Annotated in this window: 27 protein-coding genes; 9 read left to right on the forward strand and 18 right to left on the reverse strand. The window is 69.6% G+C overall.

The annotated features are described in order from the left end of the window. Positions 1–30 precede the first annotated feature (30 nt). From AC5W7N_RS22485 to AC5W7N_RS22525, 9 genes are all read right to left on the reverse strand, one after another. Positions 31–558, reverse strand: a complete 528-nt coding sequence (locus AC5W7N_RS22485; protein ID WP_495922108.1) for a hypothetical protein — start codon at positions 556–558, stop codon at positions 31–33. 316 nt (positions 559–874) lie between these two features. Then, positions 875–1,507, reverse strand: coding sequence for an imidazole glycerol phosphate synthase subunit HisH (gene hisH / locus AC5W7N_RS22490; RefSeq protein WP_163816230.1), 633 nt, complete (start codon positions 1,505–1,507; stop codon positions 875–877). After that, complete coding sequence (hisB, locus tag AC5W7N_RS22495) at positions 1,504–2,136, reverse strand: imidazoleglycerol-phosphate dehydratase HisB (protein ID WP_085996188.1); 633 nt, start codon at positions 2,134–2,136, stop codon at positions 1,504–1,506. Before hisB ends, hisH begins: the two co-directional genes overlap by 4 nt. 14 nt (positions 2,137–2,150) lie before the next feature. Continuing rightward, positions 2,151–3,284, reverse strand: a complete 1,134-nt coding sequence (locus AC5W7N_RS22500) for a histidinol-phosphate transaminase (protein ID WP_490724892.1) — start codon at positions 3,282–3,284, stop codon at positions 2,151–2,153. Next, complete coding sequence (hisD, locus tag AC5W7N_RS22505) at positions 3,281–4,618, reverse strand: histidinol dehydrogenase (RefSeq protein ID WP_194992336.1); 1,338 nt, start codon at positions 4,616–4,618, stop codon at positions 3,281–3,283. The genes AC5W7N_RS22500 and hisD overlap by 4 nt, the downstream gene beginning before the upstream one ends. A gap of 187 nt (positions 4,619–4,805) precedes the next feature. Beyond that, positions 4,806–5,408, reverse strand: a complete 603-nt coding sequence (locus tag AC5W7N_RS22510) for a maleylpyruvate isomerase family mycothiol-dependent enzyme (RefSeq protein WP_495922109.1) — start codon at positions 5,406–5,408, stop codon at positions 4,806–4,808. A gap of 17 nt (positions 5,409–5,425) precedes the next feature. Then, on the reverse strand, positions 5,426–7,015 hold the full coding sequence (locus tag AC5W7N_RS22515; RefSeq protein ID WP_194992337.1) for a serine/threonine-protein kinase: 1,590 nt from the start codon (positions 7,013–7,015) through the stop codon (positions 5,426–5,428). 304 nt (positions 7,016–7,319) lie between these two features. Beyond that, positions 7,320–9,071, reverse strand: coding sequence for a penicillin-binding transpeptidase domain-containing protein (locus AC5W7N_RS22520; RefSeq protein WP_495922110.1), 1,752 nt, complete (start codon positions 9,069–9,071; stop codon positions 7,320–7,322). A gap of 93 nt (positions 9,072–9,164) precedes the next feature. After that, complete coding sequence (locus AC5W7N_RS22525; RefSeq protein ID WP_194991945.1) at positions 9,165–10,031, reverse strand: arylamine N-acetyltransferase family protein; 867 nt, start codon at positions 10,029–10,031, stop codon at positions 9,165–9,167. A 192-nt stretch (positions 10,032–10,223) separates the two neighbouring features. Here AC5W7N_RS22525 and AC5W7N_RS22530 point away from each other — a divergent pair, with 192 nt between their 5' ends. Further along, a complete protein-coding gene (locus AC5W7N_RS22530; protein WP_194991946.1) occupies positions 10,224–10,514 on the forward strand; it encodes a hypothetical protein in 291 nt (96 codons plus the stop codon). A 30-nt stretch (positions 10,515–10,544) separates the two neighbouring features. Here the strand turns inward: AC5W7N_RS22530 and AC5W7N_RS22535 are convergent, their stop codons facing one another. Continuing rightward, positions 10,545–11,222 carry a TetR/AcrR family transcriptional regulator gene (locus AC5W7N_RS22535; RefSeq protein WP_194991947.1) on the reverse strand — a complete coding sequence of 226 codons (678 nt, stop codon included), beginning with the start codon at positions 11,220–11,222 and terminating at the stop codon, positions 10,545–10,547. 85 nt (positions 11,223–11,307) lie between these two features. On the opposite strand from AC5W7N_RS22535, the gene AC5W7N_RS22540 reads away from it, so the two are divergent. Together AC5W7N_RS22540 and AC5W7N_RS22545 are read left to right on the forward strand one after the other, a co-directional pair. Beyond that, positions 11,308–12,024 carry an NAD(P)-dependent oxidoreductase gene (locus AC5W7N_RS22540; RefSeq protein ID WP_194991948.1) on the forward strand — a complete coding sequence of 239 codons (717 nt, stop codon included), beginning with the start codon at positions 11,308–11,310 and terminating at the stop codon, positions 12,022–12,024. A gap of 703 nt (positions 12,025–12,727) precedes the next feature. Further along, complete coding sequence (locus AC5W7N_RS22545; protein ID WP_228806879.1) at positions 12,728–13,096, forward strand: hypothetical protein; 369 nt, start codon at positions 12,728–12,730, stop codon at positions 13,094–13,096. 71 nt (positions 13,097–13,167) lie between these two features. On the opposite strand, the gene AC5W7N_RS22550 is transcribed toward AC5W7N_RS22545, so the two are convergent. Further along, positions 13,168–13,374, reverse strand: a complete 207-nt coding sequence (locus AC5W7N_RS22550; protein ID WP_194991949.1) for a DUF397 domain-containing protein — start codon at positions 13,372–13,374, stop codon at positions 13,168–13,170. Further along, the gene (locus AC5W7N_RS22555) at positions 13,371–14,228 is read right to left on the reverse strand and encodes a helix-turn-helix domain-containing protein (protein WP_194991950.1); all 858 of its coding nucleotides are present in this window, start codon (positions 14,226–14,228) and stop codon (positions 13,371–13,373) included. The genes AC5W7N_RS22550 and AC5W7N_RS22555 overlap by 4 nt, the downstream gene beginning before the upstream one ends. A gap of 303 nt (positions 14,229–14,531) precedes the next feature. Between AC5W7N_RS22555 and AC5W7N_RS22560 the strand changes: the two genes are divergently transcribed. Continuing rightward, positions 14,532–14,870 (forward strand): hypothetical protein, encoded by a 339-nt coding sequence (locus tag AC5W7N_RS22560; RefSeq protein WP_194991951.1) that lies wholly within the window; start codon positions 14,532–14,534, stop codon positions 14,868–14,870. Next, entirely contained in the window at positions 14,867–15,058 is a 192-nt protein-coding gene (locus tag AC5W7N_RS22565) for a hypothetical protein (protein ID WP_194991952.1), read from the forward strand. Before AC5W7N_RS22560 ends, AC5W7N_RS22565 begins: the two co-directional genes overlap by 4 nt. A 21-nt stretch (positions 15,059–15,079) precedes the next feature. Here the strand turns inward: AC5W7N_RS22565 and AC5W7N_RS22570 are convergent, their stop codons facing one another. From AC5W7N_RS22570 to AC5W7N_RS22580, 3 genes are all read right to left on the reverse strand, one after another. After that, the gene (locus tag AC5W7N_RS22570) at positions 15,080–16,045 is read right to left on the reverse strand and encodes an esterase/lipase family protein (protein ID WP_194991953.1); all 966 of its coding nucleotides are present in this window, start codon (positions 16,043–16,045) and stop codon (positions 15,080–15,082) included. Positions 16,046–16,076: 31 nt separating this feature from the next. Continuing rightward, entirely contained in the window at positions 16,077–16,940 is an 864-nt protein-coding gene (locus AC5W7N_RS22575; RefSeq protein ID WP_495922111.1) for an SGNH/GDSL hydrolase family protein, read from the reverse strand. A gap of 146 nt (positions 16,941–17,086) precedes the next feature. Then, positions 17,087–17,977 carry a LysR family transcriptional regulator gene (locus tag AC5W7N_RS22580; protein WP_495922112.1) on the reverse strand — a complete coding sequence of 297 codons (891 nt, stop codon included), beginning with the start codon at positions 17,975–17,977 and terminating at the stop codon, positions 17,087–17,089. A gap of 90 nt (positions 17,978–18,067) precedes the next feature. Here AC5W7N_RS22580 and AC5W7N_RS22585 point away from each other — a divergent pair, with 90 nt between their 5' ends. Continuing rightward, positions 18,068–18,421 (forward strand): DoxX family protein, encoded by a 354-nt coding sequence (locus AC5W7N_RS22585; RefSeq protein WP_195021026.1) that lies wholly within the window; start codon positions 18,068–18,070, stop codon positions 18,419–18,421. A 166-nt stretch (positions 18,422–18,587) separates the two neighbouring features. Further along, complete coding sequence (locus tag AC5W7N_RS22590) at positions 18,588–19,130, forward strand: YaeQ family protein (protein ID WP_195021027.1); 543 nt, start codon at positions 18,588–18,590, stop codon at positions 19,128–19,130. 161 nt (positions 19,131–19,291) lie between these two features. Here AC5W7N_RS22590 and AC5W7N_RS22595 read toward each other — a convergent pair whose 3' ends face one another. Together AC5W7N_RS22595 and AC5W7N_RS22600 are read right to left on the reverse strand one after the other, a co-directional pair. After that, complete coding sequence (locus AC5W7N_RS22595; RefSeq protein WP_163816463.1) at positions 19,292–20,167, reverse strand: LLM class F420-dependent oxidoreductase; 876 nt, start codon at positions 20,165–20,167, stop codon at positions 19,292–19,294. A gap of 147 nt (positions 20,168–20,314) precedes the next feature. Beyond that, positions 20,315–21,265, reverse strand: a complete 951-nt coding sequence (locus AC5W7N_RS22600; RefSeq protein WP_495922113.1) for a phosphotransferase — start codon at positions 21,263–21,265, stop codon at positions 20,315–20,317. A gap of 84 nt (positions 21,266–21,349) precedes the next feature. On the opposite strand from AC5W7N_RS22600, the gene AC5W7N_RS22605 reads away from it, so the two are divergent. Next, entirely contained in the window at positions 21,350–22,528 is a 1,179-nt protein-coding gene (locus AC5W7N_RS22605) for a winged helix DNA-binding domain-containing protein (protein WP_490724901.1), read from the forward strand. A gap of 57 nt (positions 22,529–22,585) precedes the next feature. After that, the gene (locus AC5W7N_RS22610; RefSeq protein WP_490724902.1) at positions 22,586–22,942 is read left to right on the forward strand and encodes a GNAT family N-acetyltransferase; all 357 of its coding nucleotides are present in this window, start codon (positions 22,586–22,588) and stop codon (positions 22,940–22,942) included. A 2-nt stretch (positions 22,943–22,944) separates the two neighbouring features. Here the strand turns inward: AC5W7N_RS22610 and AC5W7N_RS22615 are convergent, their stop codons facing one another. Then, positions 22,945–24,144 carry a TetR/AcrR family transcriptional regulator gene (locus AC5W7N_RS22615; RefSeq protein ID WP_495922114.1) on the reverse strand — a complete coding sequence of 400 codons (1,200 nt, stop codon included), beginning with the start codon at positions 24,142–24,144 and terminating at the stop codon, positions 22,945–22,947.

The raw sequence follows: 24,144 nt of genomic DNA on the forward strand, positions 1-24,144 counted from the left end.
CTTCGAGCACCGGTTCGGTACGTGCCGCCGTCAGAGTGCCGCGGCGAACTCGTCGGCCGCGGTCTCCAGCACCCTCACGCGATAACAGACCAGCGCCGCGACCACCGCGCAGACCGCGGTCACCCCGGCGGCCGCGATGCGCACGCCCTGCCCGAGCAGGAACTCCGAGGCGGCCTGCTCGATCTCGGCCAGGGTGTGCTCGTCGCGGTCGTCGAACAGAATGGACGCACGCGGCCACTGGTACAGCACCGAGAGCAGGAACTGCCCGCTGATCAGCGAGATCAGCGACGCCGTCATCCAGGCCCGGCCCATGCGGTAGCGCACCGCGACGGCGCAGGCGATGAGCGCGGTCAGCGTCAGCACCCCGCCCATCGGCCGCATCACGTCGCCGACGGCGACCACGGACATGAACTCCTCGGTCTGCGCCAGCGAGTCCGGCACCTCACGAAAGATGTTCGGGTACAACAGCATCGTCTCGACGGCCGTGGTGGCGAAGGCGAAACTCGCGACGACCGCGTACACCCCGATCACGGCCGACGCTACGGTGACGGATCTCATGGCGACCTCCTGCCGACCACGCTAGATCCGTGGGCGGGCACCCGAATCCGGGAGCGCCCCGGGGATTTCGCATCCTCCGGGTCAGGGTTCTCCCCGACTCGGCGCCGAGGCCCGCACGTACTACGCCCACCTCCGGCGCGTGGGACCATCGCCGACCTGCCCGAGGACCGAAGACCTGGTGCCGGAACCCCGTGCGAGCTCGACCGAGGTCACGGCGCACCGCTGCCCGTCCGCCACAGCGGACGGCCGAGGAGTGCTCGAGACATGGACCGCGTGATCGCCGACCACCGCGAGCTGCGCTCGGCCCGACGCCGACCTACAGCGACCGCACCCAGTTGCGCAGCAGCTGCGCCCCCGCATCCCCGGATTTCTCCGGGTGGAACTGCGTCGCCGACAGCGCGCCGTTCTCCACCGCGGCCAGGAACTTGGTGCCGTGTTCGGCCCAGGTGAGCTTCGGTGCGGCGATGTGCTCGCTGGTGGGCAGGTCCCACTGCTGGGCGGCGTAGGAGTGCACGAAGTAGAAGCGGGTGTCGGCGTCCATGCCTGCGAACAGCACGCTGTCGGCGGGGGCGTCGACGGTGTTCCAGCCCATGTGCGGGAGCACCGGGGCGTCGAGGCGGGCGACGGTGCCGGGCCATTCGCCGCAGCCCTCGGTCTCCACATCGAACTCGACGCCGCGGTCGAACATGATCTGCATGCCGACGCAGATGCCGAGCACCGGGCGGCCGCCGGCCAGGCGCTGGCCGATGATGCGTTCCCCGCGCACCGCGCGCAGCCCGGCCATGCAGGCCGCGAACGCGCCGACGCCGGGCACCACCAATCCGTCGGCGGCCAGCGCGGCCTTCGGGTCGGCGGTCACCTCCACCTGGGCGCCGGCCCGCACGAGCGCGCGTTCGGCCGAATGCAGATTGCCGGAACCGTAATCCAGCAACACCACCGAGGTACTCACAGCGCCCCCTTCGTCGACGGGACGCCGCTGACCCGCGGGTCGGGTTCGACGGCCGCGCGCAGTGCCCGCGCCACCGCCTTGAACTCGGCCTCGGTGACGTGGTGCTGGTCGCGCCCGTACAGCACCCGCACATGCAACGCGATGCGCGCGTTGAGCGCGATCGATTCGAAGACGTGCCGGTTGAGCACCGTCGAATACGGCGCGCCCGGCTCACCGCGCCCGCGCACCGGCGAACCCGGGATCACCGCGTGCAGCAGGTGGTCCGGTTCGCCGACATGCACGCAGTAGGGCCGCCCGGAGACGTCGACGGCGGCGTGGGCGAGGGTTTCGTCCATCGGGATGTAGGCGTCGCCGAAGCGGCGGATGCCCTTCTTGTCGCCGAGCGCCTGGCCGAGTGCCTGGCCGAACACGATCGCGGTGTCCTCCACGGTGTGGTGGGCCTCGATCTCGATATCGCCGTCCGCGCGCACGGTCAGGTCGAAGCTGGCGTGCGCGCCGAGGGCGGTCAGCATGTGGTCGTAGAACGGGACACCGGTGGAGATGTCGGTGCGGCCGGTGCCGTCGAGGTTCAGCTCGACGACGATGCTCGACTCCTTGGTGGTGCGCTCCACCCGCGCGGTTCGGTTCATGCTCGCTTCCGTGCTCATCGGGCGGACCCGGCGGTCAGTTCGGTGCCGGCCAGTTTCGCACTGACCCGCAGGAATTCGTCGTTCTCGGCGGCGAGGCCGATGGTGGTGCGCAGGAAGCCGGGGATCCCGACATCGCGGATGAGCACACCTTCGTCCAGGTAGTGCTGCCAGGCGCGTGGCGCGTCGGCGAACCGCCCGAACAGCAGGAAGTTGGCATCGCTCGGCACCACCTCGAAGCCGAGGGCAGCCAGTTCGGCGGCCACCCGGTCGCGCTGGGCGGCCAATTCCGCGACGCTGCCGAGGGTTTCGTCGGCGTGACGCAGGGCCGCGCGAGCGGCGGCCTGGGTGACCACCGACAGGTGATAGGGCAACCGCACCAGCAGCAGCGCGTCGATCACCGCGGGCGCGGCCACCAGGTAGCCGAGGCGCCCGCCGGCGAAGGCGAAGGCCTTGCTCATGGTGCGGCTCACCACCAGCTTGGCGGGGTACCGGTCGATCAGGCCGATGGCGCTGGGCTGGGCGGAGAACTCGCCGTAGGCCTCGTCGACGATGACGATGCCCGGCGCCGCGTCCAGGATCCGCGCCAGCTCGGCCGACGGCACGCTGTGCCCCGTCGGGTTGTTGGGGCTGGTCACGAACACCACATCGGGCCCGCGCTCGGCGATGGCGGCGAGGGCGGCGTCGATGTCGAGGGAGAAGTCCGCCGATCGCCTGGCTTCGATCCATTCGGTGTCGATGCCCTCGGAAATGATCGGGTGCATCGAATACGACGGCACGAAACCGAGCGCGCTGCGGCCCGGGCCGCCGAAGGCCTGCAAGAGCTGTTGCAGGATCTCGTTGGAACCGTTGGCCGCCCACACATTGCTCGCGTCCACCGCGACACCGGTCTGCCTGGTCAGGTAGGCGGCCAGGTCGGTGCGCAGGGCGACGGCGTCGCGGTCGGGGTAGCGGTGCAGGTCCGCGGCGGCGGCGCGGATGGCCTCGGCGACGTCGTCGATGAGGGCGCGGCTGGGCGGATGCGGGTTCTCGTTGGTGTTGAGCTGCACCGGCACCGTCAGCTGCGGGGCGCCGTAGGGGCTCTTGCCGCGCAGGTTCTCCCGCAGCGGCAGATCCGCGAGTCCGATGCGCGCACCGGGCACGGCGCTCACGACAGCGCCTCGAACCGCGCCTGCACTGCCTGGCCGTGCGCGGGCAGATCCTCGGCGTTCGCCAGCGCCACCACGTGACCGGCGACATCCTTCAACGCCGCCTCGGTGTACTCCACGACGTGGATGCCGCGCAGGAAGGTCTGCACGCTCAGGCCCGAGGAGTGCCGCGCGCAGCCAGCGGTGGGCAGCACGTGGTTGGAGCCGGCGCAGTAATCGCCCAGGCTGACCGGGGCGTAGGCGCCGACGAACACCGCGCCCGCGCTGCGCACCCGCGCGGCCACGGCCGCGGCGTCGGCGGTCTGGATCTCGAGGTGTTCGGCGGCGTAGGCGTTGACAACGCGCAGGCCCTGCTCGATGTCGTCGACCAGCACGGTGCCGGACTGGGCGCCGGTGAGCGCCTCGGTGACCCGGTGCGCGTGTTTCACCACTGTCATCTGCGCGGTGAGCGCGGCGTCCACGGCGTCGGCGAGGGCGACGCTGTCGGTGACCAGCACGCTGGCCGCGAGCACATCGTGTTCGGCCTGGCTGATCAGGTCGGCGGCCACGTGCACCGGGTCGGCGGTGGCGTCGGCGAGGATGGCGATCTCGGTGGGGCCGGCTTCGGCGTCGATGCCGACCAGGCCGCGGCACAGCCGCTTGGCGGCGGTGACGAAGATGTTGCCGGGGCCGGTGATCATGTCCACCGGTGCGAGCTGCTCGCCGGTGGTGTCGGTGCCGCCGTAGGTGAGCAGGGCCACCGCCTGCGCGCCGCCGACCGCCCACACCTCGTCCACGCCGAGCAGCCGGGCCGCGGCCAGGATGGTCGGATGCGGCAGCCCGCCGAACTGCGCCTGCGGCGGCGAGGCCACCACCAGCGATTCCACGCCCGCGGCCTGCGCCGGGACCACGTTCATCACGACGCTGGACGGGTAGACGGCGTTGCCGCCGGGCACATACAGCCCCACCCGTTCCACCGGAACCCACCGCTCGGTGACGGTGCCGCCGGGCACCACCTCGGTGACGGTGTCGGTGCGCCGCTGATCGGCGTGCACGGTCCTGGTGCGTTCGATGGCGACCTCGAGCGCGGCCCGCACCGCCGGGTCGAGCTGGTCGAGCGCGGCGGCCAGTTCGGCTTCGGGCACGCGCACGGCAGCCGGGGCGACGCCGTCGAACTTCTCGCTGAATTCCTGTGCCGCGGCCACACCACGGTCGCGGATCGCCTCGACCACCGGCCGCACCTGATGCAACACCGAGTCGACGTCGACTCCCCCGCGCGGCAGCGCGGTGCGCAGCTCGGCAGCGGAGGGAGTACGACCGCGCAAATCGACGCGGGCGAGCTCGATGCGGGATGTCATATCGGTGTCGATCCTTGTCTGCAGCGGGTCCGCAACGGGAAAGTTGCCTCTACCAGCCTAATGGGCCGACGCCACCGGTTATCCTCGCGGGCTGCCCAGTGTGTGACGGGCACCCCGCCTTCGTCCGAATCGGCACGTCACACTGCCCGCGCTACGCGAGGTGGCGCGCACGCCCCGATACCGATGCTCAGGCGCAGCGGCGGCGCAGTTCGGCGACGCCGTCGCCGGTGAGGTCGTCGAGCGCGGCGGTGCGCCCGACCATCGCCAGGGCGAGTGCTTCGCCCGGGCCGCGCACTTCCGGCCCCGCACCCGAGGACCAGGGCACGTCGGTGGCGACGAAACGCAATCCCTTGGTGCGGCGGCGGGGCCGGGCGAACGGGTCGGGATGGTCGAGGAGGGTGATGAGCTGGTCCTCGGGGATGGCACGGGTGCGGCCGAGCGGGCGGCGGATGTCCTGCTGGTGCACCATCAGGTCGGCCAGCAGCAGCTGGGGCGCCAGCCTCGACAGCCGTCCGGCCCGGTGTTCGAGCGCGTCCACGAGTTCGCCGGTGGACAGCCGCGCCGACGCGGTGACGATGGCGGCGTTGGTCTTGTCCACCGACCCGAGGACCCGCGCCGTCAGCACCGCGTAGGCGAGCGGAGAGTAGGTGTCGTACATCAGATGCCCGGCGACATCACGCACCCGCCACCCCGCGCACAGCGACGGCGTTTCCCATTCCGCCGCGGACAGATCGCGCAGCAGCTCGATCAGCTGCGCTCGTTCGGCAGCGACCATCCCCCGAATACCCATGCGGGCGAGGGTATCTGCTAGCGGGTGTCGCTGTCGATGAGCAGTCGTCCGCCGCCGGCGTCGATGATGCGCAGGTCGGGGTTCTTGCTCTGGCCGCCGTAGGTGAGGCCGGTGACGCGCATGTCGACCGAGCCGTCGGCGTTGACGCCGTTGGGGGCGTAGATGCGGCCGAAGCTCTGGATGGTGCGGTTGTCGGCGCTCCAGTACTGCCGGAAGCCCTGCTGGTCGGTGTAGACCTTCTGCGCGGCGGGCGTCAGCAGCGACCACGAGCTCTCCGGATCGCTGTAGAACCGCTCCACCAGCTGCCCGGCGGCGCCGATATCGGTGACCTTGCCGCCGACGCTCGGGGTCTGCCCGAGCAGCGGCACCGCTGCCGAGGTGCTCGCATCACCCGAGGGCGCGGTGACCACCGACGAGGCCGAGGCCTGCGGCGAGGAGTTGTCGTCGGCCGTGTTGAACGCGCTCACCAGCAGCGCCGACACCGCCACGACCGCACCGACGAGCGCGCCGATCAGCACGGCGCGCCGTTTGCCCGCGGCCGGTGAGGTGGTGCGCGGCTGGGTGGTGGTGCGGGGATGGGCCGCGGTGTCGGGATGATCGCGCGCTGGCGCCACCGGACGATGCGCGGCGGTGTCCACCGCGACCGAACTGCGCCGCGGCGCGGGCTGACGTTCGGTGGCCGGTCCGGCGGCCGCGGCGCGCGAACGCAGCGCGCGGGTGGCCACCACTTCGGTGGCGCCGTCGCCGTTGCGGCGCCCGAACGCCTCACTGGCCGGGACGAATCCGGCGGGCACCGCGTCCTCACCGGCGTCGGCGAAGGCCGCCAGCTGATCGCGCGCCATCCGCATGGTCGGGCGGTCCTCGGGCTGCGGGCTCAGCAGCTGGAGCAGGAAATCGGTTGCGGGACCGGCATTACGCGGCTCGCTGACCTGACCGTTGGCCGCCGCGTACAGCACCGCCAGCGGGTTCGAGCTTGCGCCGTAAGGCGGTTCGCCTTCGAGTGCGTGAAAGAGGGTGGCGCCCAGGGCGAAAACGTCGGCGGCGGGGGTCGGATCGGCGCCGCGCGCCACCTCCGGCGCGAGATAGGCGGCGGTACCGCAGATCAGGCCGGTTTCGGTGAGTGTCACATCGCCTGCGGCGCGGGAGATGCCGAAGTCGGTGATCTTCACGGTGCCGTGGTCGTCGAGCAGCACATTGCCGGGTTTGACGTCGCGGTGCACGATTCCGGCCTGATGCGCCGCGATCAGCGCCGAGGCGACCTGTTCACCGATCCGCGCGACCTGGTTCAGCGGCACCGCGCCCTGCGCCGAGAGCACCTGCGCGAGACTGCGCGATTTCAGGTATTCCATCACCAGGCACGGGTCGCCGTTGTGTTCGGTGATGTCGAAGACGACGATCGCGTTCGGATGCTGGAACCTGGCGGCGTTGCGGGCTTCCCGGATGGCGCGTTGGCGCAGCACATCGCGTTCCGCCTCGGGCAGACTGGGTTTGATGTGGATCTGCTTGACCGCGACCGATCGCTGCAGGCGCTCGTCGATGGCACGCCAAACTACGCCTGTGCCGCCGCTACCAATCCGCTCGACCAGGCGGTAATGCTCCGCGATCAACTGACCGGTATCGATGGCGCCTACTCCGAACCTTCTCGAAATGTGACAAATCGCGTAACTGACCGCTCGCGCGTTCGGGACGAGTGTAGCGGGCGTGCGGGCCGCACCGGCCACTGATACACCCCTCCACCCGCCTTCGGGGCCCGCCCTTACCCCGCCACCTGCGGGCACGCGGCGCGCGGCTGGTCGGACGGGTCCGAACTCGGCCCGACACGCCGTGCGACTCGCCGAGAGCGCCGGGTACCCACCTGCGCTCCGGACACCCATGCGCCGTCTGGTCCGGCCGGTCCGGTCGAACGTCTGTTCAGCGGCTGGCGCGCAGCATCCGTCCCGCGGCCTCGACGGCGGGAGCCGAACTTCCCGCGTCCGCCACGAACACCGCGAACGCCAGATCACCGTCGATGCCGATGAACCAGCCGTGCGCGTGGGAGTTGTCGCCGTATTCGGCGGTGCCGGTCTTGCCGAGCAGTCCGGGGATGTCGGCGAGCTGGGTGGCGGTGCCCGCGGTGATCGTTTCGCGCATCATCGTGCGCACCTGCTCGGCGACACCGGCCGGCAGCGGCTGCGGTGTCCGATCTGCGACGCCTGGCGCACCCGCGACCAGCATCGGCGCCGGTGTGCTTCCGTGCGCGAGCGAGGCCGCGACCAGCGCCATCCCGAACGGCGACGCGGTGACGGCACCCTGGCCGATACTCGATTCGACCCGTTCGGCGGGCGTGTCGGCGGGCGGGACCGACCCGGTGACGGTGGTGAGCCCGGGCGTGACGTAGTCGATGCCGAGGCCCAGCTGTGCGGCGGTGTCGGTGAGCGCGGTCGGCGGCAGATTCACCGCGAGCCGAGCCATGGTGGTGTTGCAGGAGCGGGCGAAGGCGGTGTGCAGCGGGACGTCGCCCAGGTCGAAGCTGTCGTCGTTGGGGATGCGGCGGCCCTCGATATTCGCCTCGCCCGGGCACATCAGCACGGTGTCCGGGGTGACGGCGCCGTCCGCGAGCGCCGCCGAGACGGTGATCGTCTTGAAGGTCGAGCCGGGTGGATAGAGCCCGGTCAGCGCGATCGGGCCTTCCCCGTCGGCGGCCTCGTTCTGGGCGACGGCCACCACCTTGCCGGTCGAGGGTTGCAGCGCCACGATCGCCGCCGGTTGGGTCAGCGGTGTCAGCGCGTCCTCGGCGGCATGTTGCAGGTCGATGTCGAGAGTGGTGGTGAGGTCAGCGGTCGGTTGGGGATCCTGGCCGGCGATGCGTTCGGTGCCCTGCGGGGTCTGGGCGCGCACGGCCCAGCCCGCGGCCTCGTCGGCACGCTGCTGCCACAGTTCGTTCAGCCCCGACAGTGTCGGCGCGGCCAGCGCTTTATCGGTGGTCAGCAGCCGGGTCTGCGGTGCGAGGGTGACGCCGGGGACAGCGGCCAGCGCCTGCTGGATCGGGGCGATATCGGTGGCGCGCAAGCTGATCGGCGTAATGGGTTTGCCCGCGGCGGCGGCGAGCTCAGCGTCCAGCGAGGCGGCGGTGATGGTGGGCGCCACCGGGGCGAGCACGGCGGCCAGCGCGGCGGTGTCGGCGCCTGGCGCGACGTTGACCAGGGTGACGATCTGCTCGGTCATGAGTTCACCGCCGCTCGCGTCCAGCACCCGCGCGGGTTCCGGATACACCGGCGCGTAGGTCAGTGGGCCCTTGTCCAGGCCGGGCGCGACGGTCGCCGGGTTCCAGTGGATCGTCCAGTCGTCACCGGATTCGGCGGCCGTTCCGGTGGTGGTGTAGGTCCATTCGTGCGTGCCGTCCTTGCCGAGCTTCCAGGTCGCGGTAAGGGTGAAGCGGTCGTCGCCGGCGTCGTCGACCCGGAAGACGACCTCCGATCCCAGCCCCTCGTACAGCCCGCGCAGCGCCTCCCCTGCCTGCGCCGGATTGTCGGTCAGTGCGGCCGCCGCGGGCAGATCATCCCTGTTCAGGGCCTCGACGAACTCGCCGGCCACGGTGTCGGGCTGCTCCGGCCCCGAAGAGCATCCCGCAGCGAACAATGCGACGGCGGCCAGTACCACGAAGACTTTCCGATCGGTGCGCACTCGCCCGAGGGTAGCCATGTGCGCTCGATCCGACCCGTCGCGCGGCCGACCGGCGCGCCGAACGCTGCTCGGACCGGTCGACACCGGCTCGTCTCATTCGCGCTCGGTCCAGGGGGCGGAGATCACCGCCTTCGCGTCCTCCTCGGTGAGATCGATATCGAAGACCTCGCTCAGCACCTCGGGCAGTTCATCGAGCTTCACCGCACGGGTTTCGCTGGTGCCGTCCGGGTATTCGGTGGTCCAGGTGGCACCGTCGAGAATGTGGTGTGCGGCGGGGTGGAAGCGTTGCACGAAGGGCCGCTGGGTGAACGGGGACCGCGGCGAGGTCGAGACGAAATGGTTGCCGACTTCGAAATCGATGCGGTACTGCGGGTTCAGGGTGAAGGTGTAGCGATCCACCCAGCCGTCGCGGGCGAACTGGTGCAGCGTCCACAGCTCGCTGTCGAGCTCACCTGTGCCCTGTTCGAGGCGGAACTTCCATTCGCCCAGCCCGAATTCGCCGCCGGAATCCACGAGTTCGTACGGCGCGGCCGGCCCGGCGCCGAAACCGACGTCGACGATCCAGACCCGGTCGTCGTCATCGGTGGTGACGCGCAGCAGCGCGTGCGTCGCCGGACGCAACCCGCCCGAGCCCATCGTCACTCGCCCGCTGAGCCCGGTGACCCCGAATCCGAACCGCTCCAACGCCGCCGCGAACAGCCCCACGTTCTCGTAGCAGTACCCGCCGCGCCGCCGCCGCACCAGCTTGTCCTGCAACGACGCCACGTCCAGCGGCACCGGCCTGCCGAGCACCGCCTCGAGATTCTCGAAGGGGATGGAGGTGGTGTGTGCGGACACCAGCGCCCGCAACGCGGCGACGGTGGGAGCGCGCTCGCCGTCATAGCCGATTTTGGTCAGGTACGCGTCCAGATCGATCTCGGCGCCGTTCCAGTGGTAGGCCGGGTCCGCGGGCTTGCTCATTGATGTCCTCGATTCGTCGCCGTGTCGTCTCGGACAACCGCACCGGGCCCGCGCATGTTCCAGGCCCCAGGCGGTCCGCAGCCGCGGCAGCCCGGAGTGATTGCCGTCACAATGCCGAACCGGTGGGAACCGGGCGTGCGCTCCTGCGTCCAAGCCGTTGTAGGACAACCACATTCGAGTGAGGATCACATGATGAAGCTTCGGACCGCGAGCGTCCTGGTCGCCGCAGCGATCGCCGGATTCGGCGTCATCGGCGCCGGATCGGCCATGGCCGCGCCCGTCGAGACCGTGTCCGTGACGCTGGCAGGTGCCCCTGGCGACGGCTGCCCACCCCCGCCGCTCGGCCCGGACGGCCGCCCGCTCCCGCCTCCGTTCGGCCCTGACGGCAAGCCGCTGCCACCTCCGATCGGCGCCGACGGCAGGCCGTGCCCGCCCCCGGTCGGGCCCGACGGTCATCCGCCGCAGCCGCCGGCCGACCGCTGAGGTTTCGCACCGCTCGAGCGCGCACCCGGCTCAGATGTCCTCGTCCGGGTGCAGCGCATCCAAGATCAGCGTCAACCCGAACTCGAATTCGTCGGCATACGCGTAGTCCGGGCGCAGGGCGTGGTCGGCGATGAGTTCGGCCAGGTGCGGGTACTCGTCGGCCGGTGCACCGGACAGAATGCCGGTGGCGACCTCGTCGAGTTCGGCGCGGTCACCGAACGGCAGGCTCAGCTCCTGGAGCACGAACCCGTAGAGGTAGCTGTCGATCACCGAAAAGGCATGCGCCGCCATGGCCGTCGAGAAGCCACCCGCGCGCAGCACGCCGAGCACGGCGTCATGGTGGCGCAGCGTGGCCGGCCCCGGATGACTGCGTGAATCCATCAGCCCGACGGCCCAGCGGTGCCGCCGCAGCGCCGTACGCGTTGAGTGCGCACGCTCGCGCATCGCCGTCTTCCAGTCGGAATCTGTAGCGGGCAAGTCGATTTCGGCGAACACCGCGTCGACCATCCCGTCGAGGATGTCCTCGCGCCCGGCCACGTGGTTGTACAGCGACATCGCTTCCACCCCCAGCCCGGCCGCGACCGCCCGCATCGTCACACCGGCCGCCCCCTTCTCATCGGCCAGCCGCACCGCGGCGGCGATCACCCGATCCCGGCTCAGCGGCGCCCGGTCCGTTCTCCCGCGCCGGCGCGTGCCCTGCTCGCCCATCCGACTCCTTCCACCCTTGACGCACTTACGCCGTAAGTCTACCGTGACTTACAACGTAAGTTCACATGATCAGGAGCGCGGGAACATGAGCACAGACCAGATACGCAAGGTGTGCATCGTCGGAGCCTCGGGCAAGCTCGGGCAGTACATGGTCCGGCACGCCCTGGACCGCGGATACGAGGTCGTCGGCGTGTGCCGCGAACGCAGCGTGCCGAAACTGGCCGAGGTCGCCGACCGGATCACCATCGTCGCCGGCCCCACCAACGACCGCGAGGTGATCCGGCGGGCGGTCGCCGGATGCGACGGCGTGCTGACGGTGCTGGCGCCCTGGGGCATCCAGCAGTACTCCTCAGGGACGGCCCAGGCGGTGCTCGATTACGCCGAACCTCATGCGCGCCTGATCTTCTCCTGCGGCTGGCATGTGCCCCGCGACGACAACGACCGCTACACCTGGCATTTCAAGGCCATCGTCCGGGTCACCACCTGGCTGGCCCGGCTGGTCCGCGCCGTCGAAATCGACGATCAGGTGGAGGCGGCCCACCGCATCTACGCCAGCGAGCGCCGCTGGACCCTGGTGCGCGGCAGCGATCTCGAAGAAGGCGACAGCCAAGGCCTGCCCGTATGGAGCCCCCATGTCGGCGACCCCATCCTCGCCAGCAACCGCACCCGCCGCACCGACTTCGCTCTCTTCATGGTCGAAGCCCTCACCGACGACTCCCTCATCCACCAGGCCCCCGCCATCGTCGGCCGCCTCACCCCCAGCGCCCTCGCCCACGGTGAGCAGAGCCGGATCGAGAAGTGATCATCCGGCCTCAGCAGATGGGACTGCGCTGTCGCCTCCAGGTCGCCAGAGCCGGACGCAGCCGACGAACGCGCGGCCGACCGGCGGCGTAATCACCCGATCGAGTTCTGCCCCCGTGGAGCTGTGGCGAGCGCCCAGACACGGTATCCGCGCGACGACCACCGAGTATTGCGGACCGTCGAGCGCTCCCGCCGGGTGGATGAGCGTGGCTCCATCATTGCCGAATCTGCGGGCAGTTCCCTTCTCTCCAGGTACCTGTTCGCCCGCATATGAGCGACAATCGAGCGACAACGCGATCAGTTGTCGCTCATACGCGGGCGAACAGTACCTTGTAGGTAGCCGCCGCCTGCCGAATGCGGATGAGCGTCGCTTCATCGTTGCCGGAACTGCGGGCAGCTCCGCTCCTCCCGAAGCACCTTTCGCCCGCATATGAGCGACAAACAAGCGACAACGCGATCAGTTGTCGCTCATACGCGGGCGAACAGTACCTTGTAGGTAGCCGCCGCCTGCCGAATGCGGATGAGCGTGGCTCCATCGTTGCCGGAACTGCGGGCAGCTCCGCTCCTCCCGAAGCACCTTTCGCCCGCATATGAGCGACAAACAAGCGACAACGCGATCAGGTGTCGCTCATATGCGGGCGAACAGTACTTTGTAGGTGGCAGCCCGCCGAATGTTGTCGTACCCCGCGTGCATACTGCACGGCATGGACGGGGAGGGATTGCGTATTGTTTCGGGGATCGAACTGCGATACGCGCTGACAGCAACGGTATTCGAGGCCGAAGGCCCGCTCACCGTCGCCGAACTCGTGGACGCACTCGAATTCGCCGGCCTAGGAGTACGCGGGCGACCATCGAAGACGGTATCGGACGCACTGCGCTGGGAAGGGCGGCGCGGACGAATCATCCGCAGGGGTCGCGGCCTCTACGGCCGAGGCCACATGCCCCGCCAAACCGCCGCCCGAATCCGCGACCGCGTACACCGACTACGCCGCCCACCCGAACCGACCCCCACTCCCCCCACCGAGCCCGCCCCCGGGCTCCGCCCGCCACTCGAGCCCACGAGGGAGACATGAGACTGGCGACATGCCGATGCGACCTGCCTCATATCTCCCTCGTCGGTTAGTCGAGGTGGAAGGGGTGGGCGTCAAGGGCGGTCGAAGCGGCCAGAGCGAGCGCCGGTGAGGAAGGCATCCCACGCGCCCGGCGCGAAGATCAGGGCCGGGCCGGTGGGGTTCTTCGAGTCGCGGACGGCAACGTGATCGGCAGGCAGGTAGGCAATTTCGACGCAATCGTCGCCAGTTCCGCTACGGGTGGACTTGAACCACCGTGCGCCCGCAAGATCGACTTTCATCGCTTGTACTCCCTTGCTATTTGCCTGAGTAGCCGCTTACTGTCCGCCGACGTCAACGCTACCCGCTTCAATGCCTCGTGAGCTCGCCGATATTCGTGGACCGTCCGCGGACGGTCGTAGTAGATGCTCGACCGAAGGTGTTCGAGATGCACCACTGACGGCTCGTTCGGCATATCCAGGACGAGAAAGGAACCCGGCTGGTATCCGATGGGGAAGGGCGCTCCTATGGGGATCACCCGCAGCTCGACATTCTTCGGCACATCAGCCATGCGTATGGCCTGTTCGGACATGACCGTCGAGTTACCAACCATGCGCCGCAGCACAGATTCCTCGATGAGTACGTCGTACTCCAGTGGGCTTCGCGTGCGGGCGATCAACCGCTGGCGTTTGGCGCGGATGCGCACCTGATCTTCAACCTCTTCGGGAGGCCAGTCCGCCAACCGTCCGAGCGCCCTGGTGTAATCCGGCGTTTGCAGCAATCCCGGGCACAGATAGGGCTGGTACTGAGTTATCTTCGAAGCGCTGGCTTCCAAACTTAGATACGAGGTGAAGATCTCGTTGAGTGCATCCGAGTACTGATGCCACCACCCTTGGTCGGGTTCCCCCGCCTCCTCCGCCAGCTTCACCAGCCCCGCGAGCTTCTCTTCCGCATTACACAGCTCGCAGATCCCTTCCAGATCGCTGATCCGGATCGTGTTCGCCGTCCCGGTCTCCAATCGCTGCACCGTCGTGGCTCCCCGTCCGAGCAAGCGGGCGAGGTGTTCGATGGAAAGTCCGGCTCCCTGGCGGATTTCCCGTAGCTGCCGACCGAGCTGCCTGCGTGGGATGTTGGTCGGCACCGGCTTGGTGGTCATCGTTCGCCTTCCCCCTCGTGGATGGATGTGCGGTCGATTCGTGGATGGGATTCGGCACCGCCACGGAGGGTTCTCAGGGGGAACTCGACGAACTCCTCCGAGCCGCCCGTGAGAACTGGAAACCGCTGGCAGAGCCATGTTCTCCTGTCGCCGGCCACCAGGGCCGGGACAGCCGAACCGGGAGGATGGGACCCCTTACCGACCCCCGGAACGGACATTCGCACGATGCCTGGAGCGCGGGTTGCGGATGGCGATTGCCCCTCGCCCCGGCCCTGGCGGCTCCCAACCAATCGTGAGGATGACGTGGACGACGATACACCGGTAGCACTGGCGCTCATCCGTTTTCGCAGCGCGCCGCACACCTCGACGTGCTGGGACGAGGCGCGCATATACAAGCTCGCCACGCGGCTCGGCTACACGCTGGGGCACCCGCTCTTCGTCTTCGGGCCGGAGGCCTCGTTCTGGGAATCCGATATCACCGACGCGATCGGCCGATACCGCGCGGAGGCGCTGTTCGTGCCCTCACTCATCCACCTCGACCACGCCTTCCGGGCGTTGGAACAACAGGTCGACGTCATCACCCTCGATCCGTTCCACGTCTACGCCCGCTGGCCGCTGAAGAATCTGGAGCCCTTCGAATGATCACCGAAGCCATGCTGGAACCGCTGCTCGGGCACGCCCGCCTGCCCGTCATGGACGTGACCACCGCCCATCTGGTGATGCAGAAGCACCGGCGCTGCCTCACCACCAACTGCCCGATCCGGCATCAGGCGAAAATCCGTCTGGTGGAGGCGAAAAGGATGGTTCCGGCCGACTGGCCGCATATGTAGGACGCCCGGTACCGCCGCGTCTCAGCGCGCGTACGGCATCACCGGCGGTTCCTCGCTCAGCCGCGGCGCCGACAACGTCGACTGGACCGACACGTTCAACGCCATCGCCGAATTCTGCACGAACCCGGCCGGGTCGACGCCGGGCATCAGCATCGCACCGCAGCCCGCTGCGCCGACCCGCTCCGGTCGCGCGGTCCCGTTGTGGGTGAGTGCGTCGAGGGCGAGCTCGAAGGCGGTGTTGTCGTAGGCCATGCCGAAATGTTCGACGAGCCGGCCCGGGCACAGGTTCTGAACGGACACGTTGGTCACGTTCGGGCCCGTCGGCAGGTAGGAGGAGGTGTAGGGCACGACGATTTCGTCGAGCTGGGTGGTGATCACGGTGTAGTCGATCTGCGGGAACGTTTCCGGCTGCCGGTTGAGTGCGCTGAGGAACGCCGATCCCGCGGTCTGCTGCCAGCGGGCCGCCGAACATTCCCTGGTGCGGTGACAATCCTGTACCGGGTTACGGGAGCCGTGATTCGACGAGGCCAGCCCCACGTAATCGTCGACCATGGCGCGGGTTTCGGGCCAGAACGCGAACGCCCAGCGCGCCACCATCCCGCCCTGGCTGTGCCCGAGGATCGAGATGGGGCGGCCCGCGCGCTCGAACATGATCGTGATCGCGCGGGCGACGTACTCGCCGCTGAGCTGGATATCGCCGTTGGCGTTGTCCGGCGATTGCAGATCGCAGTGCGCCCAGCCCCGCGCGTCCAGATAGCGGTCCCAGTTCCAGGACCAATTGGCGACGGCGGTCGAGGTGGTGCCGTGCAACAGCAGCAATGGAGTGGGTCCGGTGCGCGGATCGCCGGTGCAGGTCAGCGCCTCTTCGACGGTCTGCACCGACGGTCGCGGCTCAAGTGCGGGGGCCGCGGCGGACACGCCGGTGCCGGAAGCCAGCAGGCAGAGGGTCGCTACGGCCGGGAAAACGCGGCGGATGATCAGCCTCATCGTCGAGGGTCCTTCGGTTGTGCGGGAGCGGTCAGCGGTTCAGGGCACCGGAGCGGGTGATCGCGCCGGCGACCAGGTCGGCGACGCCGCGATGGCTTTCCGGCGTCGGGTGATACGGGAGCAAGGTCTGGTCGGCGAGGATCGGATCGAACCAGCGCACCGCCGGATCGGCGCACATGCCCGCGGGCGGGGAGGCGGCGATGGTGTCGAGGTAGATCGCACCGTGCGCGGCGGCCTCGCGGGCGACGACGGTGTTGAGGCGGGCGAACTTCGACTGGATGTAGCGCGCGTCGGCGTCACGCAGGCCGAGCATCGCCGCGCAGCTGGATTCACCCAGGTAGGTGGGCCAGCCGTCGACGAAGATCGTCGCCTGCGGCGCGCGACGCGAGATCTCGTCCAAGGCAGCGGCGTAGGCCGGGGCGATCGCATCGATATCGGCGTCCCACTGCGGATCCGCGGCCGCCGCGCAGCCGCCCGTCGCCAGACCGGCGTGGCAGCCGCCGAGAATGTATCTGGTCATGTTCGCGTCGTTGGCTCCGATGTGCAGGGTCACGATCCGGGTGTCCGGGCCGAGCGCCTCCACTTGCGGTGCGACACCGGGAGATTGCGAGCGCGTCAGATCGGGGATCTTGGCGCTGCTACACGTCCGGTCGTCCAGTTCGAGGCCCAGTTGCCGCGCCACCAGGGTCGGCGCGTTGGAGTTGGACCGGATGCACGCCAACGGCGCCGTCGGATCGATATCCACCACACCCGCCGTCGCCGCCCCGGAATCACCGAGCGCCACATACTCGGCACCGCCGGCCGCACCCGGCGCGGCATGCACCGCCGCTGCCGGCGACAGCGCCAGCATCGATAGCGCGAGCGCGGTGAAGAGTCGAGTGCGACGGAGGGCCATCGGATGTCCTAGGTGTCGAGCGATGGTGGCGTGCCCTGCGCGCGGACGCCACCTTTGAGACTGGGCCGTCTCAATTGATGGCATCGTAGCGAGACGGATCGCCGAGCGTGGGCACTTTCCCGCTTCGAGCAAGTGACCCGGAGCCCCTACTGGCGAAATCGCAGGCAGCTGGCGACGAAATCATGCACGGCCGAGTCGGCGGCGATCGCCGGGTCCCAGGCGACGGCCACCTGGGTGGGCGCGATGCCGTTCACCGGGCGATACACCACGCCAGGACGCTGGAAATAGCGCCCGGCCGATTCCGGCGCGAGCGCGACGCCGTAACCGTTGGCGATCGCGCTGAGCCATTCGTCGGTGTGCTCGGTGACGGCACCGATCCGCACCGGATGGCCACGGCGCTCGGCGATGGCGAGCCAGTAGTCGCGCCATTCGCCGGTCGCGTCCGGGGCGGAGATGAACGGCTCGTCCCACAGTTGCGGGAAGTCGATGACCTCGGCCGCGGCGAGCGGATGCGTGCTCGGCAGCATCACCCCGCGCGGTTCGCTCAGCAGCACTTCGACGCCCCACGACTGCTGGCCGGGAAACGGCACCCGCAGCAGCGCGGCGTCGACCTCGCCGTCGGCGAGCCCCGCGGTGGGATCCCACCAGGAACTCTGCCGCATCTCCACCCGCCAGCCGGGGCGCAGCTCACCGAACGCGGCGATGATGTCCGGCGTGGCCTCGTTCGCCGCGCTGGCGAGAAAGCCCACGCGCAACACGCGGTCTTGTTCGGCCGCAGCGGTTTTCACCTCGGCCACCGCCCGCTGCCAATCCGTCAACAGGGCCGGTACCGAGCGGGCCAGCGCCTTGCCCGGCTCGGTGAGCGCCATGCCCGCGCGTGAACGCACGAACAGCGTCACTCCGAGCAGTTCCTCCAGGCGGTGGATCTGCTTGGTCAGCGACGGCTGCGACACGTACAGCCGTTCGGCCGCGCGGGAGAGGTTGCCCTCCTCGGCGACCGCCGCGAAATACCGCAGCAGCCGGGTGTCGACATCCATGCCATCAGGTTATGGATGCGGGTATTGGACGGGCAACAGGGCCGGGCGCGAGGGTGGAAGCAGCCCCCGTCCACGCAAGAAAGGCCACCGATGTTCGCCCTGTACGTGATCTCGACCTGTCTCACCGCGCTGCTGTGCGCCGGCGGGGCGTGGATGAACTTCACCCGTCATCCGGTCACGGTGGCGGCGGCCGAGCAGGTGCAGGTCCCGCTGTCGTGGACGCGGCCGATCGGCCTGGTGTTCGCGGCCGGCGGAGTGGGTGTGCTCGCGGGATTCGCGCTGCCGGTCGTCGGCGTCGCCGCGGCCGCCGGGCTCGTCTTCCATTTCGTCGGCGCGATCATCGCCCATCTCCGCGTGCACGACCTCGACCTCGGTAAGGCGGGCGGCGCGCTCGCGCTCATGGCTGGGAATTTCGCAGTGACCCTGGCGTATCACCTCGGCTGAGGGGGTGGGTCCGCGCCGCCGAGCGGGATGGCCGCGGCGGGGCGGTTTCGCGCCGACCCGACCCGGCCCGCCGTAGCTCGGCCGAACCCACCGGGCGCAGCGGCGCATCGACCACCCGTCCCGGCCGGGCGGCCGCTGCTCGCCGACCCCGCCGTAGGCTTCTTCCATGGCTCTCAGCGCAACCCTGTACACCTTCACCATCCAGCTGGCCGACGTCGATCGCGGCGTCTACCAGGACCTGGAGCTGCGGGTCGCGCGCCACCCCTCCGAAACCGCCGAATACATGCTCACCCGCGTCCTCGCCTACTGCCTGGAATACGCCGACGGCATCACCTTCAGCGACGGCGGCGTCTCCGCCACCGACGAACCGCCCGTCCTCATCCGCGACCTCACCGGCCGCCTCACCACCTGGATCGACGTCGGCGCCCCTGACGCCGACCGCATCCACCGCGCCGCCAAACTCGCCGACCGCGTCGCCATCTACACCCACCGCGACCCCGCCAAAGTCCTGGCCGCCCTCACCGGCAAACGCATCCACCACGCCGACGCCATCCCCCTCTACAGCTTCGCCCGCCCCTTCATCGACGCCGCCACCCCCGCCCTCGACCGCCGCACCACCGCCACCGTTTCGATCACCGAACGCCAGCTCTACCTGGAACTCAACGGATCCGGATTCAGCACCGAGATCAGCGAACACGCGCTCGCGTAGTCCGCCGCACCTGCCTGCCGGACCGCGTGCCGAACGCTGCTCGACCGCGCTCTTCACGCGGCCCGATTCAGCACGATCCGCCCGCGCCGCCCGGCCAGGGCGAGCGCACGGGCGGATCGTGCTGCCCAATCGCATTCAGTCCGACTGTGCGGACCGCCCCCTCACCCGAGGTCGGCGAGTTGCGGGACGATCGGGGCCAGCCCGTCGATCCACTTGGCCGGGGAGCCGGTGAGCGGAATGGCCATCACGGCATCGACGCCGAGTTTCGCGTAATCGGCCATGGCGCGGACGAATTCGTCGCGGGTGTCGGGGGTGGCGTAAGAGCGGTCGGCCATGATGGTTGTGCGGATCGTGCTGTAGTCACGGCCCACGTCGTCGCAATGGCGGCGCAGGACGTCGAGCTTGTGTTCCACCTCGGCGGGTGAGGTGGCGAAGAGGTTGCAGGCATCGCCGTACTGCGCGACCAGGCGCAGGGTCTTGCGTTCGCCGCCGCCACCGATGAGGACGGTGGGCCGGTGCAGAGGCTGTGGGGAGCACAGGGTTTCGGCCAGCTGGTAGTGCTTGCCGTCGAAGGGGCCGTTGTTGTCGGGGTCCCACATCTGCGCGCAGATGCGCAGAGCTTCCTCGAGCCGTTCGAAGCGTTCGGAGATCGGCGGGTAGGGCACGCCGAGGCCGTGGTGTTCGCGGTCGAACCAGGCGGCGCCGAGGCCGAGGGCGGCGCGGCCGCCGGAGAGCACGTCGAGGGTGGTGACGATCTTGGCGAGCAGGCCGGGATGGCGATAGGTGACGCCGGTGACCAGCAGGCCGAGTTCCACACTCGAGGTGTGCGCGGCCAGAAAGCCCAGCGTGGTGTACCCCTCGAGCATGTGCGCCTCGGCGGGCAGACCGGTCGGCGGGATCTGGAAGTAGTGGTCCATGAACGACAGCCAGGTCGCGCCGGCTTCTTCGGCCGCCGCGCCCACCCTGGTCAATTCACCGGCGATCGCGCCGGGGCCACCGTCGATGTCGAAGTTCGGAATGTGAAAGCCGAGGTCCATACGATGATCTCCTCAGATCGGCAGGCTGTACGGCACAGGTTATGAGCTGGAGTGCACTCCAGGTCAAGGCCTGCTCGTCGCGCGCGAACCTGCCCCTACGGCCGCCGCTATCCCCGCATCCGCGACGGCCGACGCGCATCCGTATCGTCAGCGGCGCAGTCCACCGGCGAACGGCATCTCCCGCCACTGGTCGATGGCCGGCTTCATGAAGTCGACCAGCACCGGAAGTTGCGGTGCCAGCGAGAGGTAAGCGACAACCCGCAGCATGCCGACCGCGTTGACGAACTTCATCGCCTCGGGATTCAACGGCCGCAGACCACGCCGGCGCGCCCCACGGTCGTAGGCGGCTTCCAGCTCCGGTCCGAGCGCCGCCAGATCCCATTCGACCGGGCCGAGCGTCACCAGCTCGAAATCGGAGAACAGGTCGCCGCGCACACCGGGGAAAATGTTCGCCGGTGGCGAATCGCCGTGGATGGGTTGCAGGTCGACCCCGGGAAATGCCTCCTCGAAGGCCGGGCGGGAACGCACCAGCGGCTCCAGGATCGACCACTCGCGGCGCGCGCGGTCCAGATCAGTGGCATCGAGAAGGTCGGGGCGGGTACCGAGCGCGGCCAGAGCTTCGGTGACGAACCCCGGTTCGGCCGCGGACAGGAACGACAACTGCCCGGGGTAGGCGCGCAGGGCCGCGTGCAGGTCGGCGACGCGTTCGCAGTTCGCCGCGTAGTCGGGTTCGGCGTCCGGTTGCTCGTCGACGTACTCCCAGAAGGTCATCGAGAACCCGTCGCGGCGAACGGGTTCGGCCGGGACGAGCGAACTGGGGGCGATGACGGGCGTGCCCTGATCGGCCAGCCACCGCGTCACGTCGAGTTCCGAACGTTGCCGCCGGGCCAGCGCGTCGAGGCCGCCGCCGGCCGGCAGCACGGTCGGTATCCGCGCGACGACCGGCGCGGGCGCGAGGTGGACGACGACGGAGAACAGATCGTGCAGCACCCGCGCCTCGGTGACGGTGAGACCGAGGTCGCGCCCCGCTCCGACGGCAGCGTCGACGGCGGCGGCGGTGCGATCGGCGAGGGCTGAGGGGCTCATGAAATCGGACACCGGGCCGATCCTGCCACCTCGCCGAGCCCGCGCCCACCGATTTCGGGCGGGCATGGCGGCCCGGGCGCCCGCTAGTATTCGCATATGCGTTCGATCACCACCGCACAGCGGCGCGCACGGCTCGGGGTCCGGCATCGGCTGGCCTACCGACAGCGCAGTGCCGACGTCGCGGATATCGCGCGGTCGATGGTGGTGCTGCACGCGACCGATCCGGCGACGGTGTTCCTGTCGGTGGCCGCGCGTGGCGACGGGATCATGCCCGCCGATATCGAACAGGCGCTGTACGAGGATCGTTCGTTGCTGCGGATGCTGGCGATGCGGCGCACCATGTTCGTGGCGCCGGTGGAGCTGGTGCCCGTCCTGCAGGCCTCGTGCGCGGATGCACTGGCCGATAAGCAGCGCCGCACCTACGGAAAATTCCTCGAGCAGGCCGGAATCGGTGATGGTGACGTGCGGTCCTGGTGGACGGCGGTCGAGGAGCACACGCATCGGGCGCTGCTCGCACGCGGCGCCGCCACCGGTGCGCAGCTGAGCAAGGATGTGCCGCTGCTGCGCACCCAGGTGAATACCGCACCGGAGAAGGCGTATTCGCGTCCGACGAATATCACCACCTGGGTGCTGGTGACGCTCGGCGCGGAGGGGCGCATCGTGCGTGGGCGACCCAACGGCAGCTGGTCGAGCAGCCAGTACACCTGGTCGCCGATCGAATCGTGGCTGCCCGGCGGCGTGCCCGTCCTGCCCGCCGACGACGCCCGCGACGCACTGGTCCGGCAGTGGTTGCGCGCGTTCGGCCCGGCACCGGTGAGCGATATCAAATGGTGGACCGGGTGGACGCTCGGTGAGGTGCGAAAGACACTGGCGCGCCTCGACATCACCGAGGTGGAACTCGACGAAGGCACCGGCGTGATCCTCACCGACGACCTCGATCCGGTGGCCGAACCCGAACCATGGGTGGCGCTGCTGCCCGCGCTCGATCCCACGCCGATGGGCTGGCAGTCGCGCTCCTGGTACCTCGGCGACCACGCCGCCGCCCTGTTCGACCGCAACGGCAATATCGGACCGACCATCTGGTGCGACGGCCGCATCGTCGGCGGCTGGGCGCAACGCAAGAACGGGGAGATCGCGCTGCGGCTGCTGGAGGACGTCGGGTCCGACGCCATCGCGATGATCGAGGCGGAAGCCGAACGGATCGGCGCCTGGTTCGGCGATGTCCGCCCGGTTCCCCGCTTCCGCACCCCGCTCGAAAAGGAACTGACCGCCTGAGCCGATGGCCGGTCGCGGCGAACACACCCGTGCCGGGAGTTCACTACTGTCGGGTGCATGGATGCTCGCCCGTACCGGGAAACCGACCGCGCCGAACTCCGCGAGCTGTTCGGCCGCGCGGGTGCGGGTTCGCCCACCGAACGCCTCTGGGGGCACGCCGATTCCGAGCACATCAATGTCGCCCCGGAAGGCCGCGGCACCGGCGCCGCCGACGCGATGATGCGGTTGTGGTTCACCCGCCTGCGTTCGGTCGACTCCCCCGGCTGCCATCTACAGACGTTGGTCCAGAACGCCCGGGCGGTGAAGTTCTTCGACCGCATGGGTTTTCGGCCGCACGGCCCCCGGCCACTCGTCCCCGGCGTGCGATACCAGGGCAAGCGGGTGCGTCAGCAGACCATGGTGCGGGAGTTCTGACCCTATCGACCGACGTCGAGTATTCGGCGGCAGACGGCGGCCGTCGGCTCGGCGACCGTGTCGATGGCACGCAGATGCGGCGTCGCCGCGAGGTCGTTGACCACGGTGAACGCCGCGTGGATCCGGATGCGGGTCTCATCGGCGTCCCAGTGCGGATGGATCTGCCGCAGCAGTTGCGCCCATTCGGCGATGTACTCGCGTTGCACCTGGCGGGTGCGGCGGCGATCGTCGGCGGGCAGCCGATCGGCCTCCGAGATCAGCAGGCGCATCAGATCGTTGTACTCGAAGACGAACTCGCAGTAGCTCGTGATGAGCAGGCGCACGGCATCGATGGCGCTGCGGGCGCGGCCGAGCTGGCGGATCATATCGGCGCGCAGCAGTTCGTTCCCGCGGCGCATGGCCGTGGCCAGGATGTCGGCCTTGCTGTCGAAATGGTTGTAGATGCTCGGGCCCGCGATGCCGACGGCGGCGCCGATATCGTCGTTGCCGACGCCGGCGAATCCGTGCCTGGCGAACAGCGTGGTGGCGGTGCGCAGGATCGCTTCGCGCCGATTCGGCGCCCACCGCGGCGCGGGCTCATCGGCTCGGCTCGGGCTCGGCAGCGGCGCGATCGGCATCTCCGCGACCGCCCTGCTGAGACCGGCGATCAAGGCGACGAAGCGCTCCTTCGGCAGCTCGAGGTGGTAACAGGACGCGCTGGTGGTGACACCGAGGACACACCACGACAGGTAATCGGCCTCGGCGTGCCCGAGTTCGGGCCGGGCGCGTCGCAGGATCTCGGCCAGCCGGGCACCGATGCCGCGCAACCGATGGCGTAGCTCGGTGCGCGCCGCACCGCTCAGATGCCTGGCCTCGGCGTGCCAGAGCACCCCGGCACCGCGATGCTCCAGCATGGTCTCGGCCAGGATGACGGCCGGATCGGCGCTCGGATCGGCGGCGAGGCCGTCGAGGGCGGCTTCCACCGTGGTCAGCGCGCCGGCCACGACGGCATACAGCAGGTCCTGTTTGCCGGTGAAGTGGCGATACAGTGCCGACGGCCCGATGGCGACCGCGTCGGCGACATCGCGCATCGACACACCTGCGTAGCCGCGCCGGAAGTACAGGTCGGCGGCCGCGGCGAGGATCAGGTCGCGCCGGTTGGCCGGGCGAGTGCCGCGAGCCGGCCGGGCCACCTGCGTCGGCTCGGCTCGGCTCGCGATCAC

This window comes from Nocardia sp. CDC519, from assembly GCF_059509835.1.

Bases quoted from the DNA above. Each gene is read 5' to 3' on its own strand.
- AC5W7N_RS22485 (WP_495922108.1), bottom strand. From the start codon at position 558: ATGAGATCCGTCACCGTAGCGTCGGCCGTGATCGGGGTGTACGCGGTC.
- hisB (WP_085996188.1), bottom strand. From the start codon at position 2,136: ATGAACCGAACCGCGCGGGTGGAGCGCACCACCAAGGAGTCGAGCATC.
- hisD (WP_194992336.1), bottom strand. From the start codon at position 4,618: ATGACATCCCGCATCGAGCTCGCCCGCGTCGATTTGCGCGGTCGTACT.
- AC5W7N_RS22510 (WP_495922109.1), bottom strand. From the start codon at position 5,408: ATGGGTATTCGGGGGATGGTCGCTGCCGAACGAGCGCAGCTGATCGAG.
- AC5W7N_RS22525 (WP_194991945.1), bottom strand. From the start codon at position 10,031: ATGAGCAAGCCCGCGGACCCGGCCTACCACTGGAACGGCGCCGAGATC.
- AC5W7N_RS22530 (WP_194991946.1), top strand. From the start codon at position 10,224: ATGAAGCTTCGGACCGCGAGCGTCCTGGTCGCCGCAGCGATCGCCGGA.
- AC5W7N_RS22535 (WP_194991947.1), bottom strand. From the start codon at position 11,222: ATGGGCGAGCAGGGCACGCGCCGGCGCGGGAGAACGGACCGGGCGCCG.
- AC5W7N_RS22540 (WP_194991948.1), top strand. From the start codon at position 11,308: ATGAGCACAGACCAGATACGCAAGGTGTGCATCGTCGGAGCCTCGGGC.
- AC5W7N_RS22545 (WP_228806879.1), top strand. From the start codon at position 12,728: ATGGACGGGGAGGGATTGCGTATTGTTTCGGGGATCGAACTGCGATAC.
- AC5W7N_RS22550 (WP_194991949.1), bottom strand. From the start codon at position 13,374: ATGAAAGTCGATCTTGCGGGCGCACGGTGGTTCAAGTCCACCCGTAGC.
- AC5W7N_RS22555 (WP_194991950.1), bottom strand. From the start codon at position 14,228: ATGACCACCAAGCCGGTGCCGACCAACATCCCACGCAGGCAGCTCGGT.
- AC5W7N_RS22565 (WP_194991952.1), top strand. From the start codon at position 14,867: ATGATCACCGAAGCCATGCTGGAACCGCTGCTCGGGCACGCCCGCCTG.
- AC5W7N_RS22570 (WP_194991953.1), bottom strand. From the start codon at position 16,045: ATGAGGCTGATCATCCGCCGCGTTTTCCCGGCCGTAGCGACCCTCTGC.
- AC5W7N_RS22575 (WP_495922111.1), bottom strand. From the start codon at position 16,940: ATGGCCCTCCGTCGCACTCGACTCTTCACCGCGCTCGCGCTATCGATG.
- AC5W7N_RS22580 (WP_495922112.1), bottom strand. From the start codon at position 17,977: ATGGATGTCGACACCCGGCTGCTGCGGTATTTCGCGGCGGTCGCCGAG.
- AC5W7N_RS22585 (WP_195021026.1), top strand. From the start codon at position 18,068: ATGTTCGCCCTGTACGTGATCTCGACCTGTCTCACCGCGCTGCTGTGC.
- AC5W7N_RS22590 (WP_195021027.1), top strand. From the start codon at position 18,588: ATGGCTCTCAGCGCAACCCTGTACACCTTCACCATCCAGCTGGCCGAC.
- AC5W7N_RS22595 (WP_163816463.1), bottom strand. From the start codon at position 20,167: ATGGACCTCGGCTTTCACATTCCGAACTTCGACATCGACGGTGGCCCC.
- AC5W7N_RS22605 (WP_490724901.1), top strand. From the start codon at position 21,350: ATGCGTTCGATCACCACCGCACAGCGGCGCGCACGGCTCGGGGTCCGG.
- AC5W7N_RS22610 (WP_490724902.1), top strand. From the start codon at position 22,586: ATGGATGCTCGCCCGTACCGGGAAACCGACCGCGCCGAACTCCGCGAG.